Genomic DNA, 18,542 nt, shown 5'->3' with positions numbered 1-18,542 from the left:
CTACAGCTCTAGAAATTCATGCACTTAGGGTCTTGACAATAGCTAAACCCTCTCTACAAGCCCCTTTATCCATTGTTCATGGTCCCTTGACAGTCCGACACTTTCTTCTTATCATGATCAACACATGGTACCACTAGCAGTTTACGCTCATGCCTGTGCGATAGGAGAATGCAGAACTTTCTAGGAGAATAGAAGTTCTCCCCTGACGCATGGTCAAGGTGATGTATGAGACTGCGGGTCAGGCACCCTATCTTTTTCTCTTTTTCTGTGTACCAGCGCATATCAACTCAAGTTTCTGACGTTCTCAGGAGAAAACCGATATGGGAGGGGCCCACAAAAAGATGCCAGGGGCATCCATTCACTTATTCGCCAACGTGATCGTCCATGTTTTGAAACACAAAGGAAGGTAGGAGCAGCCCTCTCAAGCGAACGGCTGCAGACACATCTTATGTCAAGAAAAGATAGCGAAAAAGATTCAGAACGACCACATTATTATTCTCAGTTCTGGCTCGATATAGCAGCTGGACGCCGCGTCATTGGCGGCCCTAAACCTAATGAAGAGGGAGAGATCGCTGAGACCGAGCCTGTAGAGCCCGCTACTGCAAGCCCTCGCCGCCCTGGACGCTCTTCTGAAGGGTCCTTTGGCGAGAGCCGTGTCAGTGATCGTCAGGCCAGCAATATCGTTCATCCTGTGGCCGAACCCATCTCCTCGCCCAAAGACTTTATTGAGCCCGAAGTGGCTGATTTTGCTTCGGAAAGCGAAGATGAAGACTTTCAGGACCTTCCAGTTGAAGAGGCCGATATCCCTGACATGGATCTTGGCTTTGATGATGACGAAGAACCATTTGAGGATGAGGACGAGGATGAGGATGAGGATGCAGAATGGGGCCGTGGCCGCAAAAAAGCCAAAGCTCCGCGTCCAACAAAATTACCTGCCAAAAAGCCCGCCAAACGCGAACCTCGCCGCGGCTATTAATTAAACCTTCAAGCGCATCAGCAGGCGACCACAAAGAAGATTGTGGCCGCCTGCTGATGCGCTAAACTGTCTCAGACCTAGGGATAGATCCCACGAATCTGCGTTGCCTCAGCGACCCGCGAGATCGCAAGCATATTCGCGGCCAGCCGAAGGTCACAATGATGCTGTTCTGCCAGTTCTACCACCGCATCAAATGAACGGTTGATGATGACTTCCAGACGTTGAAGGATCTCCTCTGGCCCCCAAAAAAAGCTCTGAAGATCCTGTACCCATTCAAAGTAGCTCACTGTCACTCCTCCAGCATTCGCTAGAATGTCCGGGATAACCTGACAGCCTCGCTCAAAGAGGATACGGTCCGCTTCAGGAGTGGTTGGCCCATTGGCAGCTTCGGCAATAATGCGCGCCTGAATACGCTCGGCATTCTCAACCGTAATCATTCCCTCGGTCGCCGCTGGAATGAGGATCTCACACGGAACCTCCAGGATATCCTTGACACCGATGCTCTGCGCCCCCGGAAAACCAACGACACTCCCATGCGCTTGCTTATACCGCATAACGGTTGCCGGGTCAAGTCCAATCTCACTATAGATGCCACCCTGTGTATCGCTAACCCCAACGATCTTGCAGCCATCAGCAGCAAAAAGCCTGGCCGCAATGCTTCCAGCATTCCCAAATCCCTGGATACTTACACGCTTCCCCTGTAATGTCGTCCCCATCCGCTGTACCGCTCGCCTGGTGGCAAATAGCACGCCTGTGGCGGTGGCCTCGTTCCGACATTCACTCCCTCCAATGGAGAGAGGCTTTCCCGTTACGACAGCAGGAATTGAATAGCCTGCATGCATGGAGTAAGTGTCCATCATCCAGGCCATCACCTGCGAATTGGTGTTGATGTCAGGGGCGGGGATGTCGCTATGTGGGCCAATAATAATGGAGATCTCTGTGGTATACCGGCGCGTCAACCGCTCGAGCTCCGCTGAGGACATGCGTTTTGGATCACAGATTACACCGCCTTTTGCTCCACCATAAGGGATGCCAACGACGGCACACTTCCAGGTCATCCACATCGCTAACGCTTTAACCTCTTCCAGGGAGACATCCTCACTAAAGCGGATGCCTCCTTTGGCTGGACCCCGATTAACGTTGTGCTGGACACGATACCCGGTAAAGGTCTTGATGCGCCCATCGTCCAGACGAACGGGAAAATTTACTGTTAATTCTCGCTTGGGTTTGCGGAGAATCTCACGCAGATCTTCCGAAAGCGCCAGACGCTTTGCCGCCAGCTCAAATTGTTGGACTGCCATCTGATACGGATTGAACGATGTAACCTCTCGCGACATGATTGGTACCTCTATCCAAACTCCTCCACATGGGCCGACACCAGTCGCCAGCACGCATTGTCACCGGAGCTCACTACACGTTCATTGTGTAACAAGCCAGGATACCTTTCCTAGCTTTGCAGCTCATCAAGTTTCTTGCGTAACAGGGTCTGGACAATATCTGCCTTCGCCTGTCCACGCGTCTGCTTCATCACCTGGCCCACCAACGCCTGCAATGCATTGGTCTTCCCACTACGATAATCACTGGTCGCTTTAGGATTCTTCTCGAGCACCTCGCTGATAATCTGTTCCAGAGCACCCTGATCGCTGATTGGCGGTTTAATCCCCTTGCGGACTACGATCTCTTCTGGTAGCTCGCCTGTAGCAAAAGCTTCGTCCAGAATATCTTTTGCCTGCTTGCCAGTAACCCGTTCTTTGTCCAGGAGATCCAGCAGGTTGGCCACGGCAGCCGGTGTAATGGGCGACTCCTGAATTGAGAGCGAGCTGGCCTTAAGCAACCGTACGACTTCACTGAGGAGCCAATTGCTGGCCGATTTGGCGCGAGCAAGGCGATCTTTTGCCTCTGAGAGGGTCATGATCTGCTCATAGTAGTCACCAAGCGCTTTGTCCTCAGTCATGACATTGGCATCTTGTTCAGATAGACCAAACTCTGACTGATAGCGGGCACGACGCTCATCTGGAAGCTCGGGAAGGTTCGACCGAATCTCCTCTACTGAACTGCGGCTAATAATAAGTGGTGGCAGATCAGGCTCGGGGAAATAGCGGTAATCGTCGGCATGCTCTTTCACACGCTGTAGGACGGTGATCCCTTTATTCTCAACCCAACCACGCGTCTCCTGACGGACTCTCCCTCCATCACGAATCAGCGCAATCTGCCGTTTCGCCTCAAACTCAAGCGCACGTTCAACGGAGCGGAAACTGTTCATATTTTTAATCTCGGTCTTCGTTCCCAGCCTGGTCTCACCACGCGGTCGCACCGAGACATTGGCATCACAACGCAGGCTTCCTTCCTCCATACGGCCAGAGGAGACCCCCAGATAGATCAGGATCTCACGAAGCTTCTGCATATAGAGCCGGGCTTCTTCCGGTGAACGCATATCCGGCTCGCTCACAATCTCCATCAATGGAGTGCCAGCGCGATTGACATCGATCAGGCTATAGCCCTCATGGTGGCGGGAACGTGCAGTATCTTCTTCTAAGTGGACGCGCGTGACTCCGATCCGGCGCTCTTGTCCATGAAGCTCAATAGTGACATAGCCATCACTGCTCAAAGGAATATCGTACTGAGAGATCTGATACCCTTTCATCAGATCCGGATAGTGGTAGCTCTTACGATCGAATTTAGAGTATTCAGGGATAGAGCAATGAAGGGCCAGAGCTGTCATAATTGTATAATGCACAGCTTCACGGTTGATCACCGGCAAAACACCAGGCATGCCCATGCACACTGGACAAACGTGCGTGTTGGGTGCATCATTCGCATAGTTTGTGCTACACGAACAAAACATCTTACTTTTGGTTAGAAGTTGTGAATGCACCTCAAGACCGATGACGATCTCAAAATCCGTATCAATCGGAGTGGAAGTGGTTGTAGTCATCTTTTCTTTTTCTCACTTCAATTCTTTTTGTACCTGGTATGCAGAGTAGAGCATCCTCGTTTGAGGGTAAGTCTAGCCCTTTCTGGCTCATTCGTCAATGGGGAGCTCATCCCCCAATTTCCTCTCTCGATTCAGTTTATTCTATTAAAGAATGCCAATGCAAATGCTCACAACAGTTCGATTGGCTCAATAGCATAAACAGGCATAGTATAGATGGGCTATGATGAAAGGGGACAAAAGTATCTCTTCTTCTTTATCGCAAGAATGGGCTCTGCCTGAAAAAACAGCTACGTTCAGGATAATTCCTCACCTACATGCCTCAAGCTGCGAGAAGCTCTGAGCATGCTTATTCGCAAAAATAAGAGATATAGGGTATATTTTTTGCTGAGTAGATGTAAGAAGCAAACGGCGAGTCCTGTTGTTGCAGCGCTTCATGGAATAAGGTATACTGTCCCAGACAGAAGTAGCATTCGTTCGTCAACTTCCTTCCTCCTCACACGGAATGTGAGGATTTCTTCAGAAAAATGACGTGCACACCTGGTAGCGGCGTGCACAAGCGGGCAGGAGATCAATACACATGTCTCTAATTAATATGGCAAAACGAGAGATCAACTGTAAAATCGTCTATTATGGCATCGGTCTGTGTGGCAAAACAACAAACCTTCACTATATTCACCAGGCGGTGAATCCACAAGATGTGGGAGATATGGTCTCGATCGATACAGAGACTGAACGTACCTTGTATTTCGATCTCCTCCCCCTCGAACTGGGAACGGTCCATGGCTTCCATATTCGTTTCCAACTCTATACCGTCCCTGGTCAGATTCTCTATCAGCAGACCCGCATCTCGGTTCTTAAGGGTGCCGACTGCGTGATCTTTGTAGCAGACTCACAGGCCAGCAAATTACAAGAGAATATCGAGTGCTGGAACGAGCTCCAGGATCAGTTACGCCGTATGAATAAAGATGCCAGTCAGTTCCCTCTCGTTATGCAATGGAACAAACGCGATCTACAGGACACTCTTCCAGTGTCAGTCCTTGAAAAATATCTCAACCCCTATCACGTTCCTAGTTTTGAGGCTGTTGCCGTGACTGGACGTGGGGTTATCGATAGCCTGAAAGTTGGCATCAATTCAACTCTACGCAAATTAGAGCGCTTTTAACGTATGGTGAACGAAGCTCTCTGTCTACGTTAACGAGAATACATCACGAACGGGCTACCCAATCACTCGATCACCACGTTCATGATGTATTCTTTTGTGTTCTATTGTGTTCTATGCTCAGTGCCTCCTCTTATCATCTCGTGCTACAAGGCAAGCATCAATACCAGGTCAGGTACCATTCTCAGTCCAATTACCCTCTTGCAACCATCTATCCTGATTCTTAAAAGAGAGGTTGTATAAACACCTGATATAGGGTTTTAAGCAGGGCCAGACGGTTCATTTCAGGAGAAGAAGCATGATCTTTCTCTCGTTCATGCCTGTCTTTGGCAGAGTTTATGGAGGTAATTCAGGAATTTCCTCTTGCTAACGATTGTTCACTGGAGATTTTCTGTGTATAATAATGCAACAACATAAGGTCTACAGGTTCCCTGATACACCACCCTAAGGGGCTCGGTGGTCAGTTTATACAAACATGAGGGTAGGCAGTGCGCCCAGGTGTCTTCTGGCTGTCTGCTCTTCTATGAAGGGTTAACATGGAAACGATACGTGTCATCATTATTGATGAACAGCCCCTATTCCGCGAAGGTGTCCGCGCTACCCTGGAACGAATGGGAGACTGCACAATTGTTGGTGAGTCGACTGATGCTGCTGACGTTCTGGAGATCGCCCGAACAGGCAACCCCGATGTAGCCCTCATCGACGCAGGACTCACTTCCTCTGATCCATTGGAGATCGCCCGTCAGGCCCGCCATATTGCTCCACGGATGGCGATTATTATTCTCACACCCTCAGAGGACGAAGAACGCTTATTTCAATCAATTAAAGTTGGGGCAGCCGCTTATTGCTCACGCAATATTACAGCGGACGAACTGATGGATGCTGTGCGCCGTGTAAGCCATGGTGAATATCTCATTCGCGATGATGTGCTTTCTAAACCACAATTGGCAAGTCGGGTCCTTAAGTCGTTCCGCGAGATGACTGTCGAAGAGGAAGAGGGCGAAACAAAGGATCCTTATTCTCCGCTTTCCAGTCGAGAAGTGGAGATTCTCGACTATATTGCACGCGGAAATAGCAATAAGGAGATTGCTAAATCGCTCAAAATTAGTGATCAAACGGTCAAAAATCATATTACATCTATCTTGAAAAAGCTTTCTGTGAATGATCGTACGGCAGCTGTGGTTCATGCTCTCCGCCACGGCTGGATCAAAATGCACGAAGAAGAGCGCGAGCAACGCTAAAGCGGCTATGGGCCCCCAGCATCTGGTGGAGGGCCCAGAACCGCTTTAAATCCAGACAGAGAGTATTTCATGGCCGGTGCTGGCATCAAGAAAGAGATACAGGTCATGGGTCGATTGCGGAAAAGGCGTCGGATCAACTTCAGCATCGGTCGGCTGCAATGGAATCTTTTGATAAATAATTAACCAGGATGGCTGGTCTTTGATATCTGCATGATTACCATCTTTCGCCGGGTAGTTCACAAGCACATATTGCGCCTGGGTATTTTGCGCTTGACTGGCTGCATCAGGCTCTTGCTGGCCCGCCAGGAGAAGCGCTTGTGCTTGACTCAATACTGGCTTCTGCTCGGCACGACCCAATGTAATACCAGCGGCCAGCAATGGAGCTTGCTGAACGACTGGTGAGGCTGAGGTTCCCACGCGGAAGAACTTCCAGGCCGACCCTGTTGAAGCGGTTGGCGATAAGAAAAGGCTCCAACCCAGCCAGAGAATGATCAGCCCTAATAAGACCCCCCCCAGGATTGCTCCTATCATCTGTATACGTCCAGGCCCTGGCTTCTGCTCCATCGGGCAGCTCCTCCTCTAAACAAGATGTCTTATCGGTTCTCTCTTCTGCACATCTGTAGACAATACATCCGTACGTACGTAATGAAGACAGTATAGAGGAATAAGGAGAGAAAGGCAATTTTAACTCTCCCGGTCCCATCTCTTTACTTCCATTGAAGACAAAGCAGGCGCGGCTCCATATACACTGCTAGTTTAGCAATGATATACTGAGAGTAGACGTTCATGAAGGGGTTTCACCACCCTGCATGAAACCTTTCTTTTCAGAAGATGCTACGACAGCGGCAAGGTTCCAGGATGGAGCAATGCGTTTCATTGTTGCAAGAAATGATAAATCGATTATCCTTGTATCTACAATAACAGAAAGGACCTGTTTTCTGTGAAAGTTTATGGTCGCATAACGGTCTTTCCGATTATGCCTGCACGCATTAACCGTCTCTATGAGCTTGCTTACAATCTCTGGTGGAGCTGGCACCCGGAAGCTCGCGCGCTCTATAGTACGTTAGACCCTCAACTCTGGGAACGCGTCGGGCATAATCCAGTCCGCTTCTTAAGCGAGGTTCGTCCGCAGCTCCTGGAAGAGGCTGCCACACAGCCTGAGTATCTTGAACAGTATGATAGCGTCATCAAAAATTTTGATTTCTATATTCACCCTCAACCCGATGAAACCTGGTTCTCTCGTACTTATCCAGAGCTTACGGGGAAGACGATTGCTTATTTTTCGGCGGAATTTGGCCTTCACGAGTCCCTACCAATCTACTCTGGCGGCCTGGGTATTCTCTCAGGTGATCATTGCAAAGAGGCAAGTGATCTGGGGCTCCCTTTTGTGGGGGTCGGTTTCCTGTATCCCCAGGGCTATTTTCATCAGCGGATCAATCGCGATGGGGTTCAGGAAGCATCCTACGATAAGCTCCACTTTTCAGAGGTTCCCGCTGTGCCCGCTATTGGCCCCGATGGCAATGAGGTGGTCATCAGTGTTGATCTGCCAGGTCGCCGCATCTATGCCAAGATCTGGAAACTGCTGGTGGGCCGTGTGCCGCTCTATCTGATGGATACGGATATTCCCCCCAATGCTCCCTCTGATCGTGAGCTCTCAGCTCGTCTGTATGGCGGAGATCATGAGATGCGCATCTCACAGGAGATTGTGCTCGGCATTGGTGGAGTCCGGGCGTTACGCGCTCTGGGAATCTCTCCCGATGCCTGGCATCTCAATGAGGGCCATGCAGCCTTCTTGAGCCTGGAGCGCTGCCGTGAACTGGTTGTCAAAGGATTGACCTTCAACGAGGCCCGCGAGGTGGTGATCTCCAATTCGCTCTTTACGACACATACACCGGTTCCAGCTGGCAACGATACGTTTAGCTATGAATTAATTGATAAATACTTCGCTAGCTATTGGGGCCAATTAGGATTAAATAGAGATCAGTTTATTGAATTAGCTGAAGAGATGCAGAGCTGGGGCCCCATGTATGGCATGACCAATCTGGCACTCAAATTAACAGGACAACACAATGGGGTCAGTGCCCTGCATGGCGAGGTCTCGCGCAAGATGTGGCAGCATCTCTGGAGTGGGCTGGATTCCGATGAGGTCCCCATTGGCTCGATTACCAATGGCGTTCACACATTCTCCTGGATCGCTCCCGAAATCAATGAGCTCTTTGGCCGCTATCTTGATCCCGATTGGGGCCGCTATGTCGATGATCCCGAGTTCTGGAATGAGCGCATTGCCCAGATCCCCGATGCAGAGCTCTGGAAAACGCATAATCTGCGCAAGAAAATCTTTGTTGACTATGCGCGTAAAAAGCTCAAGCAGCAGCATCTCCGCGTCGGTGAAGGCAGTCTTCAGATCGCCGAATTTGACCAGATGTTGAACCCAGATGCGCTCATCTTTGGCTTTGCCCGCCGCTTCGCTACGTACAAGCGCGCCACGCTGCTCTTCCGAGATCTTAATCGCTTACGCAAGATTTTAAACAATCCTGAGAAGCCTGTTCAGTTTGTGTTTGCAGGCAAGGCCCATCCAGCCGATGAGCCTGGCAAGTCTCTGATCAAATACATCTATACGCTCTCACGTTCTGAAGAGTTTCGCGGGAAGATTGTCTTGCTGGAGAATTACGATATCGATATGGCCCGTTACCTCGTCTCTGGCACCGATGTCTGGCTCAATAATCCTATTCGACCCTATGAGGCAAGCGGTACCAGCGGTCAGAAGGCGGCTCTGAATGGGCTTCCCAACTGTAGCATCCTGGATGGCTGGTGGGACGAAGGCTATAATGGCAAAAATGGCTGGGCCATTGGCGAAGAGCGCGAATATCATGATCAGGAAGCTCAGGCCGAGGCCGATAGCCTCTCTCTCTACCACTTGCTGGAGACTGAGATCATCCCCAGTTTCTTCCAGCGCGATGCAAACGGAATTCCTCATCAATGGCTGGCGACGATGAAAGAGGCTATCCGCACATGTGCACCTCAATTTAGTATGCGCCGCATGGTTAAAGAGTATACGACACGCTACTATGTGCCTGAGATTCGACAAAGCCTGCTGGTCGAGCAGAATCGTTATGAGCGTGAACGCAAATTGGCGACCTGGAAAGAGCGCATCCGCAGCAATTGGAGATCGCTGGAGCTCTATGTTGACGGTCAGCGCAATGGCCAGTTGAGTCTGGGCGAGACCATCGACGTTCATGCGTGGGTGCGGCTCCAGGGAATTACGACCGATGATATCAGTGTCGAACTGGTTTATGGCGAAACAACTGATGAACTGGCCCACGCCCAATATGCCCTTCCAATGACCTTTAGCAAGCGCGAGCAGGATGGCTCCTACCGCTATGATATTCAGCTCAAACCAAATGAGAGCGGAAGCATCGCCTACAATGTGCGCGTTATCCCCTCTCATCCCCATCTCACTGAGAAGTATGAGCTCGGTCTCATTCGCTGGGCGTAACACCCCATGCTGAAAAACCTATCCTAATGAACGAAAATCCTCCCTGTTCTAGTCAGGGAGGATTTTCGTTGGTCTTGCTTCACGCAAGGTTTGGAAACATCATATGTTTCCGATAGGGCATAGGGCTATAAGGCTGTATGCACAGAATCGACTACGGGCATCTCGCCGGTGACGGCCTCTTTAACCGTTTCGATCAGAGCTTCTTCAACCGAGACAGCCTTCTTATGACGATAGGTGAACAGGTGATGGAAAGCAAAGTTATAGAACAACACCAGGATCAAGGCTATCGCCTGTGCAATAATGGCTGGCACACCCAAGAAAGATTTGAAAGCGTATGACAAGACAAATGTCAAAACACCACCGGTAATTGAGCCAGCATGGAAACGCGCATTACGAACGATCCAGGGGCGATCTCCACTCGAACGAAGCTGCTTAAAGGTGAAATAGTCGTTGGGAATGAAGTTTGCCAGCACCGAAAGCTCGTAAGCAAAGAGATAGGCAACAACGTAGTGGACCGTGGATCCATCTGATGGCAATACAACATAATAGCCAATATAAAATACAATCAGATTAACGACGGCGGCCATCCCACCAAAGAAGGCGAAGGAGAAGAACCGCTGTACCCATCCCGCACGTCCACCACTTACTTTGTCGACAATATCCAGAATGCTATTCACAATTGCCCAGGGAGTTGGGCTATAACTTGGAATACGACTCGCAGGCCCCATGAGTTCTTCGACTGAAATAGCTGGCTCAAGGATACCGTGAGATTCGCTTGGTACAGTTGATTGCTCCATAATGTTTTCGATTCTCCATAATGTTGTTTTATTTATTCTATACCAGCCACCTATACATGCCAGACGATCTATGATCTCGCAATGTAACAAACATTGCTGATAGAGGAGAAGAGTACTACCTATCTGAACAGTATTGCAGTACTTCTTGCATTTCTGTGCTTCTCATTGACTCTATTGTATCTGCTTTGCCGCCCTTAATGCTAATTGCAGCAAAAAAGTACTGCCTGACAACAAGATGACTGGCATATTCTGCGTAATAACCTCATCAGGGAGAGACGTTCACCAGAAAAGGAAGATGCTCAGTGGAAACAGGCTGGAGAGACAGGGTCAGGCCGCCGATCCAAAATACAGTGGAGCAAACTGGACGCCTGGGGCCACCTCTAATAATGTAAAGGTATTGCCGTCTGGATCACAGAAGATGGCCTCGACTCCATACCGTTGTTGCCTTGGAGACTGGAGAAACGTGATGCCACGCTCAAGGAGCTGCTTATAATCCTGCCAACAATGAGTGGTGATGAAGATTGAACTCAGCATCTGTGCATGCTGCTCCTGTACTTTGCTTTTGTGCTCAACCGGATAGAATGTCTGATCCGAACAACCTAAGGCGATCTCCGGTCTGCTCTGCCCGGGAGGGGCGACGGTCACTAACCGCAATCCAGGTGCAAATGACTGATCAGTGCGAATCTCTAAGCCTAGCTGCTCAAGATAAAAACGCAAGGCTCGCTCCTGGTCTGAAACAAGGATGGAGATGATGGAATGTTGGGAAATGAGTTTCATAAGCGCACCTACTAGCTAGAGGGTATTTCAACCTTCGATGATCTTTCAACAACACAACTTCGCTACAGACTCATTCTTTTTCTCACCCGTTCATTATATCGAATTTTTGTTCTAATTGCAAGCAATTTTGACCTCATTCGCTTCCATTCATCCTTCTCTGCATATGGTATGATAGGGAAAATGTTGAGTTCTTTCTCTGTCTTTAACCCACCTATTGGAGCACCAATGAGCCTTAAAAGTATTATTTTTGATCTTGATGGAACGTTAGCCAATACTCTTCCTCTCTGTATTAAGGTCTATCAACAGACACTCGAACGGTATGCTGGACGCCCTTATAGCGAGCAGGAGATTACTGCACACTTTGGGCTGACTGAGGGGGGGATCTTTCAGCGTCTTCTGCCTGCTCAGTGGGAGAGTGCTCTCGACTATTATCATCAGCGCTATATGGAACAACATGCCGACTGTGCAGAAACGTTTCCCGGCATCCTACAGGCTCTCTCACTCTTGCAAGAGCGAGGGGTCAAAATGGCTCTGGTGACGGGAAAAGGTTCCTATACAGCTACCTATACCCTGCAATATCTTGGTCTCACACAGTATTTTTCGCTCGTTGAAGCCGGAAGTGAGACTGCTATTGTGAAAGCCGAAGCAATCCGCCGTATCCTTACTACCTGGCAGATAGAGCCCTCAGAGTCCGCTTATCTTGGTGATACTGATACGGATATGCAACAGGCTGCAAGCGCAGGAGTCCTTCCATTGGCCGCTGACTGGGCAGCGACCTCGACTATTCATCTCCTACCCACACCGGTTCAAACATTTCATAGTGTGGATGAGTTCATTGCCTGGATTCAAAAGACCTGGGAGAACTAACGCTTTCTTTATACTCTGAAAATAGTCTGAAATCATAAAAAAACGTAGTTTTCGCTTCATTTTCGCTAAGATCATTGCTAAAGCTCTAAAAAGTATATTTATAAAGGATCTCTCGACCATGCAACATACGCACTCGATACAGAACAAGATTATTCTGGCCGTCCTCTGTATCGCTTATGGTATTACTGGCATTATGGCACTCCTGCCTGGAACAACCCTGCTCTTACTCGCTGATCATACACATGCAACACTGGAAATGATCTCTTTTGTGATCACAAGCAGTTCAATCGGTATGGCCTGCGGTGTCTTTCTCGCTGGACAATTGAGCAGAAAAATTCCACCCAAATATCTTCTGATGTTCGCGCTTACCATGGGAGCTTTTATCCTACAGGGTATCTTCTGGACACGTTCCTATTGGATCTTACTATTTGCTGAATTTTTCTTCGGTATTACATTTGCGTTTTCCGATCTATCCCTGAACGTTTTGATGTCGCGCCTCTTTCCACGAACGCTGGGGCGCGAATTAAATCTCCTGCATAGCTCGTTTGGCGTTGGAGCACTACTCGGACCACTGCTGATTACGCTCAGCTTTGCGCTCCTTCACGATGTAAGTTGGGCTTATGCTCTGGCCTCTGTTTTAACGCTTGGAGCCGCCCTGCTAGTAGCCGTCCAACCTGTTCCGATCCGATCCTCGCAATCAACAGCTGAGGTACAGGCTGTAAAAAACACCAGAAAGCCCCACCTATTTGGGCAGCTTGCCTTCTGGCTGCTGGTTGTCCAGGTCTTCCTGTATGCTGGCGCAGAGGGAGGCTTTGGCAACTGGATCGTCACAGTGTTGAGTCAGAGCGCACACGTTCAGATGGCGGTCGCAGCCCCTGCGGCCTCTCTTCTCTGGTTAGGACTTACACTTGGACGTTTACTAAGTACCCAGTTGATGAGAAAGATGTGGGTAACTGAACAAAAACTACTGGTGCTGATGCTGCTTGGAGCTGGAGCCAGTGGTCTGGGGCTCGCCTTCTCGATGCGCTCGCTCTGGCTGGGCTTTATAACGACTCTTTTGACGGGGATCTTTCTTGGCCCCATCTACCCCATTATTATGGCGACTGCATTGCGCCGCTTTACGCATGCGCTGAGTACAGCTTCAAGCTCGATGCTCTTTAGTGCACGAGCCTCAGGGCTGGTCTTTCCCATTCTGATTGGCACATTAATTACCAATGTTGGTGTGACATGGGCGATGATTTTTCCTGCCGCCACATTACTAGTAACGTTATTACCGGTTTTCATTGCTCAACGTGAGCAAACATTGCAATCAAACGTTGTAGGGCATACAATACAAGAACCGGAAGCTACCCACACCCTTATCTCATAGTATCCAACACAAGGAAAATACAGAGGAAGGATTTTCATGAAAGCTGTCCAATTTTCACAGTATGGCGAACCCAATGTGCTCCAGATGCACGAGGTGCCCGATCCCACGCCAGGCCCTGAGGAGGTTCTGATAGAGGTAAAAGCTACCACGGTGAATCGCCTGGATCTCTTTCAGCGGGCAGGAAAACGACCAGTCCCTCACCTTCCCTTTACTCCTGGGCTGGAAGCGGCTGGCACTATTATTCAGACCGGCCATGGCTTTCAGGCCGGGCAACGTGTGCTGACAACACGAGCTCAGAGTGTCAGTGGTGGTGGCTACGCCAGCAAGATTGCCGTTCCCACAAGCGCACTCGCTCGTATCCCCGCTGAAGTCTCCTTTGAAGAGGCCGTCGCAGTAGGACTGGCAGGCTCTACCGCATGGGGAAGTCTTTTTGATCTGGGTCACCTCCAGCCTGGCGAACGGGTGCTGATCTGGGCGGGCTCCAGTGGAGTGGGTTCGATTGCGATCCAGCTTGCAAAACAGGCCGGAGCCTGGGTCGCTACGACTGCCAGTTCAGCCGAACGCGCTGCTGAACTTACAAAGCTTGGAGCTGATCTGGTTATCAATCCTCGTCAACAGAAGGTGGGTCAGATCCTCTCTGAAGCAGGCGGCGTCAATCTTGTCATTGAACTGGTAAGCTCTACTCTACAAGAAAGCCTTCAGGCCTGCGCATTGGAGGCACGCATCATTCTGATTGGCAACCTTGGAGGGCAGGAGGCTACCATCGATACTCAGGCCTGGCGACTCAAACGAGTCACGGTCGTTGGTGGTGGACAGCTCCGCACTTCTGTAACCAATGAGGAACACATGCTTGCACTGGTTGCAGACAAAAAAGTGACGCCTCTGATTGGACAGCGCCTCCCAATCACTCAAGCCGCCGAGGCTCATCGCTTACTAGAGGCAGGCACAGTACAGGGTAAGGTCGTTCTCACTCATGCTTAGCTATGTCTTCTAATACCAGACAGATATCTATAAGGAGTACATCTTTATGCAACAGGTTAGTAGCGAACAGATTCTTTTTACACGAGGCGTCCCTGCCGCTGAAGCATTACCAGGCAGATTGCTCAGCGAATGCTTCCAGGCTGTGCTGGAGGGTCCTGATGCCAAAGTAGTCCTACAATACGGCCATAATGGAGGCTACCTTCCTCTGCGCCGTCTGATCGCTGAACAATACAATGTAGCAGCCGATCAAGTTCTGGTAGGGAATGGTTCTTTGCACCTGCAAGATCTTCTGGCGGGGCTGCTTGTAAAAAATGGAGATGTGGTCTTTGTTGAGCAGCCCAGCTATGATCGGGCCATTAAGACGTTCCGCCGCAGGGGTGCGAAGGTGCTGGGCATACCTTTGAAGGGTGATGGCATTGATCTGGCTGCACTCGAACAGGCTATTGCGAAACAGAGACCTGTCTTTCTCTATATCATCCCTGATTTCCAGAACCCTGCTGGTGTCACAACCTCTGCTGCGAAAAGACAGGCTCTTGTAGATCTGGCACAGCGCTATGGCTTCTGGCTGATTGAGGATGTCCCCTATCGCACTCTTCGCTATACAGGAAAATCGCTTCCTCTTTTGCGCGATCTCAATGCAGAGAGGGTTATTACGGTTAGCTCGTATAGCAAATTGATCAGTCCGGCTCTGCGCGTGGGATATCTGGTCGGGCCACTCGATCTGGTCAAAAAGTTAACGAAGCTGGCAGAAGAGACGATCCTGGCTCCGGTCCTTCCCACACAGGCTACGGTAGTAGAATTCCATAAACGGGGCTATTTCGATTCCAATCTTGAGAGCTTAAAACAGTTATATGCTCCACGCTTGCAAGCGATCATTACGGCTTTAAAACTGCATCTCCCCTCTATTCCTTTTGCAGAGCCTGAGGGTGGGTTCTTTGTGAGTATTACGCTCCCCGAACAAAGCAGAGTGAGCAATCTGCTAAACCGGGCTAAGGAACATGGCCTTGTTCTGACGGATGGCCGGGATTTCTTTGCTGATCCGCTGGATGGAAGTGTAGAAGATCGTACTGGCGAACGCTTTATTCGCCTTCCTTTCTGTGCTCTCACTCCAGCCCAGATTCAAGAAGGCGTTAAGCGTCTGGCTGGCATTATCAACGAGTAAAACAGTGGCCCCCCTGTCTCTCCTCATGACCAACAGGGGGGTCAATGTACTACAAGAGAGATTATATTAAACAATAACACGTGTTACACCTATCAAAAAAGATATACTCTCTAAAAATGGGTGAAAAACGCTTGACAAATGTTTTGCTGTTGAGTATCCTCAGAATAGGTGGACTAGCACAAAAAAAAGAAGAATGGCTACTTCTTTTTTGCTCAAAGTTGACCATCATTGGCATAGAGACGATGCCTTCTCTGCGGCAGTAGCAGCCCGGCTCCCGCTAGCAGTTGAACCAATGCAATAACCTCCGCCTGACAGACCAGATGGCATAAACAGTACAAGATAGCCCCAGCATGGATGCACCCGGGACTCATTTTTTATGGCCATTCTCCTAAACGTATTCTGGTGTAAACCTTCTTATCATGCATACTCTATAATCATACAAAAAGGATACTATTTGTTATGGATGAACTTGAAATACAAGGGTTGGTTAAACAATTTGGTTCTGAACTCATTATCGATGGTATCAGTTTTTATGTTCGGGATGGTGAATTTCTTGTTATTCTGGGCCCTTCGGGAGGCGGAAAGAGTACGTTGTTGCGTATGATCTGCGGCATTGAGAGTCCAGATAAGGGCCGCATCTTTCTCAAAAAGCGCGATATTACGACTCTGACGCCCCAACAACGGAATGTAGGGATGGTCTTTCAAGATCATGGCCTCTACCCTCATATGAATGTTTATGACAATATTGCCTATGGTCTGCAAAAGAAAGGTCTGACGCGCTCCGAAATTAAGCAGCGTATCCAGACTGCCACGGACAAACTGGGCATTACATCCCTGATCCGACAGCCTGCCACGACTCTCTCTGGTGGCGAACAACAGCGGGTTGCTCTTGCCAAGGTGCTTGTACGAGATGCCGATATCTATCTCTATGATGAGCCTTTCTCAAATTTAGATGTTCGCCTGCGCACCCAGCTCAGACATGAGGTGCTCAATGTGCATCGTGCGAAACAGCGACCCAGCATCTTTGTCACCCACGATCAGAACGAGGCTTTTACGATGGCTGATCGAATCGCAGTTGTCGCACAGCGCCGTCTCCAGCAGATTGGAACAGCTGAAGAGCTCTTACAGGCTCCTGCAAATACGTTTGTGGCTCAGTTCATCGGCACACCTCCCACCAATCTGCTCCGAGCACAACTTTCACAGATCGATGGTCAACTGGTTGCCGAACACAATGGCATCGTACTTCCTCTTCCACGCTATTGGAGGCGCGTGCTGAAGCAAACAGTCTATGATACTTTAATTCTGGGAATCAGACCAACGTCTATCATTCCTGAATGGCTCTTCCCACAATTAGAGAAGGTTCCTTCTCTCATCCTACCAGCAACGGTACGCTCGGTTGAATCGCTCTATGCTGAAGTTAATCTGACCCTTACGCTCGGTAAGGATACGGTCGTTACTGCAACGTATCAGCAAGGAGGAGATCCTTTACCCACTCCTGGCAAAAATATCCGGGTGGCGATAGAGACTGCTCACCTCCAACTGTTTGATCCCACCACTGGCAAATCGCTCAATCGTCTCTTCACCTAGAGATCCTGCCAGGCCTGGAATTTCCACCTTCAGCAATCATCATGAGAATGGTTGCTGAAGAAGGTATTTCCGTTCTGGGTTGGTCCTCTGGCGACCAACGAGGTTCTCGCATCGGGAAGAGCTTGAAGAAGAGGAACAGACTGCATCAGGCCATTTCTCGGGCGCGACTGCGGTCTGGCCCCTGTCATCAGCCACAATGAATTGATCCCTGACCCCTTCTCAATTCATTGTCCCCCAGACACGGACCAGACCGCAGTCGCGTCCGCTGAGCTTACCCACTCGCCTCACTCCCTCTTCCTGGCTCATGGCCTCTTCTGCAAGAACTGAAACGCCCTGGACGTATCCATTACTGCTTGCCTTCTGAAAAAAAATATGTTACTCTAACTGCTGTGTCTCCAGATTTAAAAATAAGAATAAAGACAGTTTCATCTTTTCACTCTTTATACGTAATTTGAACGCTGGAAGAGGTTCGTCTTCCATAGAAATGATGAGATACTTCAGATGGAATCATCTATCCAACAGCCTACTCAGGACGCCCCCATTCTCAATATCGTAGGCGAGAAAGTTGCGCTTGGCCCTATTCATCGTGGATGGATTCCCCTTATCCACAAATGGCAGAATGATTTTCAAGTTGCACTGTTCTCTGGTGACCCACTCCGACCAGTCTCTCTGGAAGCAATACAGGCTGAGTATGAAGAACATACCAAAAAGCAGCAGCGCTATCGCGAAGAAACATTTGGCATTTATGCGCGTACGACGCTGCAACCTCTTGGTGTCGTCGAATTACGCCATATTAATCTTCATGGCCGTACAGCTACTATGGGTATTGGTATTGGAGAGAAGGACTACTGGAGCAAAGGGTATGGGACAGAAGCCATCCTCTTGATTCTGGATTATGGCTTTACAGTTCTGGGCCTTCACAACATTGACCTTACGACCTACGCCTACAACGACCGAGCTACAGGTGCCTACTTAAAGGCAGGCTTTAAACTGATTGGACGCAGACGAGAGGCTCACCGCTGGGGAGGAAAAATCTACGACGAGCTCCATATGGATTGCCTGGCAACCGAATTCCAGCTCCCAGGCCATCTGAAATCTGCTATTGAGCTTCCTTAACAGGACTTCCTATGATGCTCGTACATTCTTGCTTTATACCAGAGAGCCCGTCATTTCACAACCATGAAATGACGGGCTC

At 49.5% G+C, this 18,542-nt stretch carries 15 protein-coding genes; 10 read left to right on the top strand and 5 right to left on the bottom strand.

The window, feature by feature from the left end:
* The first annotated feature begins 448 nt into the window (after positions 1–448).
* Entirely contained in the window at positions 449–976 is a 528-nt protein-coding gene (locus EL628_RS07755; protein WP_126579385.1) for a hypothetical protein, read from the top strand.
* A gap of 77 nt (positions 977–1,053) precedes the next feature.
* Here the strand turns inward: EL628_RS07755 and EL628_RS07750 are convergent, their stop codons facing one another.
* The gene (locus tag EL628_RS07750; RefSeq protein WP_126579384.1) at positions 1,054–2,313 is read right to left on the bottom strand and encodes a Glu/Leu/Phe/Val family dehydrogenase; all 1,260 of its coding nucleotides are present in this window, start codon (positions 2,311–2,313) and stop codon (positions 1,054–1,056) included.
* A gap of 110 nt (positions 2,314–2,423) precedes the next feature.
* Positions 2,424–3,911, bottom strand: a complete 1,488-nt coding sequence (gene gatB / locus EL628_RS07745) for an Asp-tRNA(Asn)/Glu-tRNA(Gln) amidotransferase subunit GatB (protein ID WP_126579383.1) — start codon at positions 3,909–3,911, stop codon at positions 2,424–2,426.
* A gap of 577 nt (positions 3,912–4,488) precedes the next feature.
* Here gatB and EL628_RS07740 point away from each other — a divergent pair.
* Positions 4,489–5,073 carry a GTP-binding protein gene (locus tag EL628_RS07740; RefSeq protein WP_126579382.1) on the top strand — a complete coding sequence of 195 codons (585 nt, stop codon included), beginning with the start codon at positions 4,489–4,491 and terminating at the stop codon, positions 5,071–5,073.
* 533 nt (positions 5,074–5,606) lie between these two features.
* A complete protein-coding gene (locus tag EL628_RS07735) occupies positions 5,607–6,311 on the top strand; it encodes a LuxR C-terminal-related transcriptional regulator (protein ID WP_126579381.1) in 705 nt (234 codons plus the stop codon).
* A 45-nt stretch (positions 6,312–6,356) separates the two neighbouring features.
* Here the strand turns inward: EL628_RS07735 and EL628_RS07730 are convergent, their stop codons facing one another.
* A complete protein-coding gene (locus EL628_RS07730) occupies positions 6,357–6,875 on the bottom strand; it encodes a hypothetical protein (protein ID WP_126579380.1) in 519 nt (172 codons plus the stop codon).
* A 376-nt stretch (positions 6,876–7,251) separates the two neighbouring features.
* Here EL628_RS07730 and glgP point away from each other — a divergent pair, with 376 nt between their 5' ends.
* Positions 7,252–9,807 carry an alpha-glucan family phosphorylase gene (gene glgP / locus EL628_RS07725; protein ID WP_126579379.1) on the top strand — a complete coding sequence of 852 codons (2,556 nt, stop codon included), beginning with the start codon at positions 7,252–7,254 and terminating at the stop codon, positions 9,805–9,807.
* A 125-nt stretch (positions 9,808–9,932) separates the two neighbouring features.
* On the opposite strand, the gene EL628_RS07720 is transcribed toward glgP, so the two are convergent.
* Together EL628_RS07720 and EL628_RS07715 are read right to left on the bottom strand one after the other, a co-directional pair.
* Complete coding sequence (locus EL628_RS07720; RefSeq protein ID WP_126579378.1) at positions 9,933–10,604, bottom strand: GtrA family protein; 672 nt, start codon at positions 10,602–10,604, stop codon at positions 9,933–9,935.
* A gap of 327 nt (positions 10,605–10,931) precedes the next feature.
* Positions 10,932–11,381: a VOC family protein gene (locus EL628_RS07715; RefSeq protein WP_126579377.1), complete on the bottom strand. Its 450-nt coding sequence runs from the start codon at positions 11,379–11,381 to the stop codon at positions 10,932–10,934.
* 225 nt (positions 11,382–11,606) lie between these two features.
* Here EL628_RS07715 and EL628_RS07710 point away from each other — a divergent pair, with 225 nt between their 5' ends.
* The 6 genes from EL628_RS07710 (at position 11,607) to EL628_RS07685 (ending at position 18,463) form a co-directional block, all read left to right on the top strand.
* On the top strand, positions 11,607–12,248 hold the full coding sequence (locus EL628_RS07710) for an HAD family hydrolase (protein WP_161975335.1): 642 nt from the start codon (positions 11,607–11,609) through the stop codon (positions 12,246–12,248).
* Between the two features lie 118 nt (positions 12,249–12,366).
* Entirely contained in the window at positions 12,367–13,617 is a 1,251-nt protein-coding gene (locus EL628_RS07705) for an MFS transporter (protein ID WP_126579375.1), read from the top strand.
* A gap of 36 nt (positions 13,618–13,653) precedes the next feature.
* A complete protein-coding gene (locus tag EL628_RS07700; RefSeq protein ID WP_126579374.1) occupies positions 13,654–14,598 on the top strand; it encodes a quinone oxidoreductase family protein in 945 nt (314 codons plus the stop codon).
* 46 nt (positions 14,599–14,644) lie between these two features.
* Entirely contained in the window at positions 14,645–15,760 is a 1,116-nt protein-coding gene (locus EL628_RS07695; RefSeq protein ID WP_126579373.1) for an aminotransferase-like domain-containing protein, read from the top strand.
* Between the two features lie 459 nt (positions 15,761–16,219).
* Positions 16,220–17,347 (top strand): ABC transporter ATP-binding protein, encoded by a 1,128-nt coding sequence (locus EL628_RS07690; RefSeq protein ID WP_126579372.1) that lies wholly within the window; start codon positions 16,220–16,222, stop codon positions 17,345–17,347.
* 501 nt (positions 17,348–17,848) lie between these two features.
* On the top strand, positions 17,849–18,463 hold the full coding sequence (locus EL628_RS07685) for a GNAT family N-acetyltransferase (RefSeq protein WP_126579371.1): 615 nt from the start codon (positions 17,849–17,851) through the stop codon (positions 18,461–18,463).
* The last annotated feature ends 79 nt before the right edge of the window (positions 18,464–18,542 follow it).

Source organism: Tengunoibacter tsumagoiensis, from assembly GCF_003967535.1.
Taxonomy (GTDB): Bacteria; Chloroflexota; Ktedonobacteria; order Ktedonobacterales; family Ktedonobacteraceae; genus Tengunoibacter; species Tengunoibacter tsumagoiensis.
Note: the sequence above shows the minus strand (reverse complement) of the source record. Positions and strands in the feature narration are given on the sequence as shown.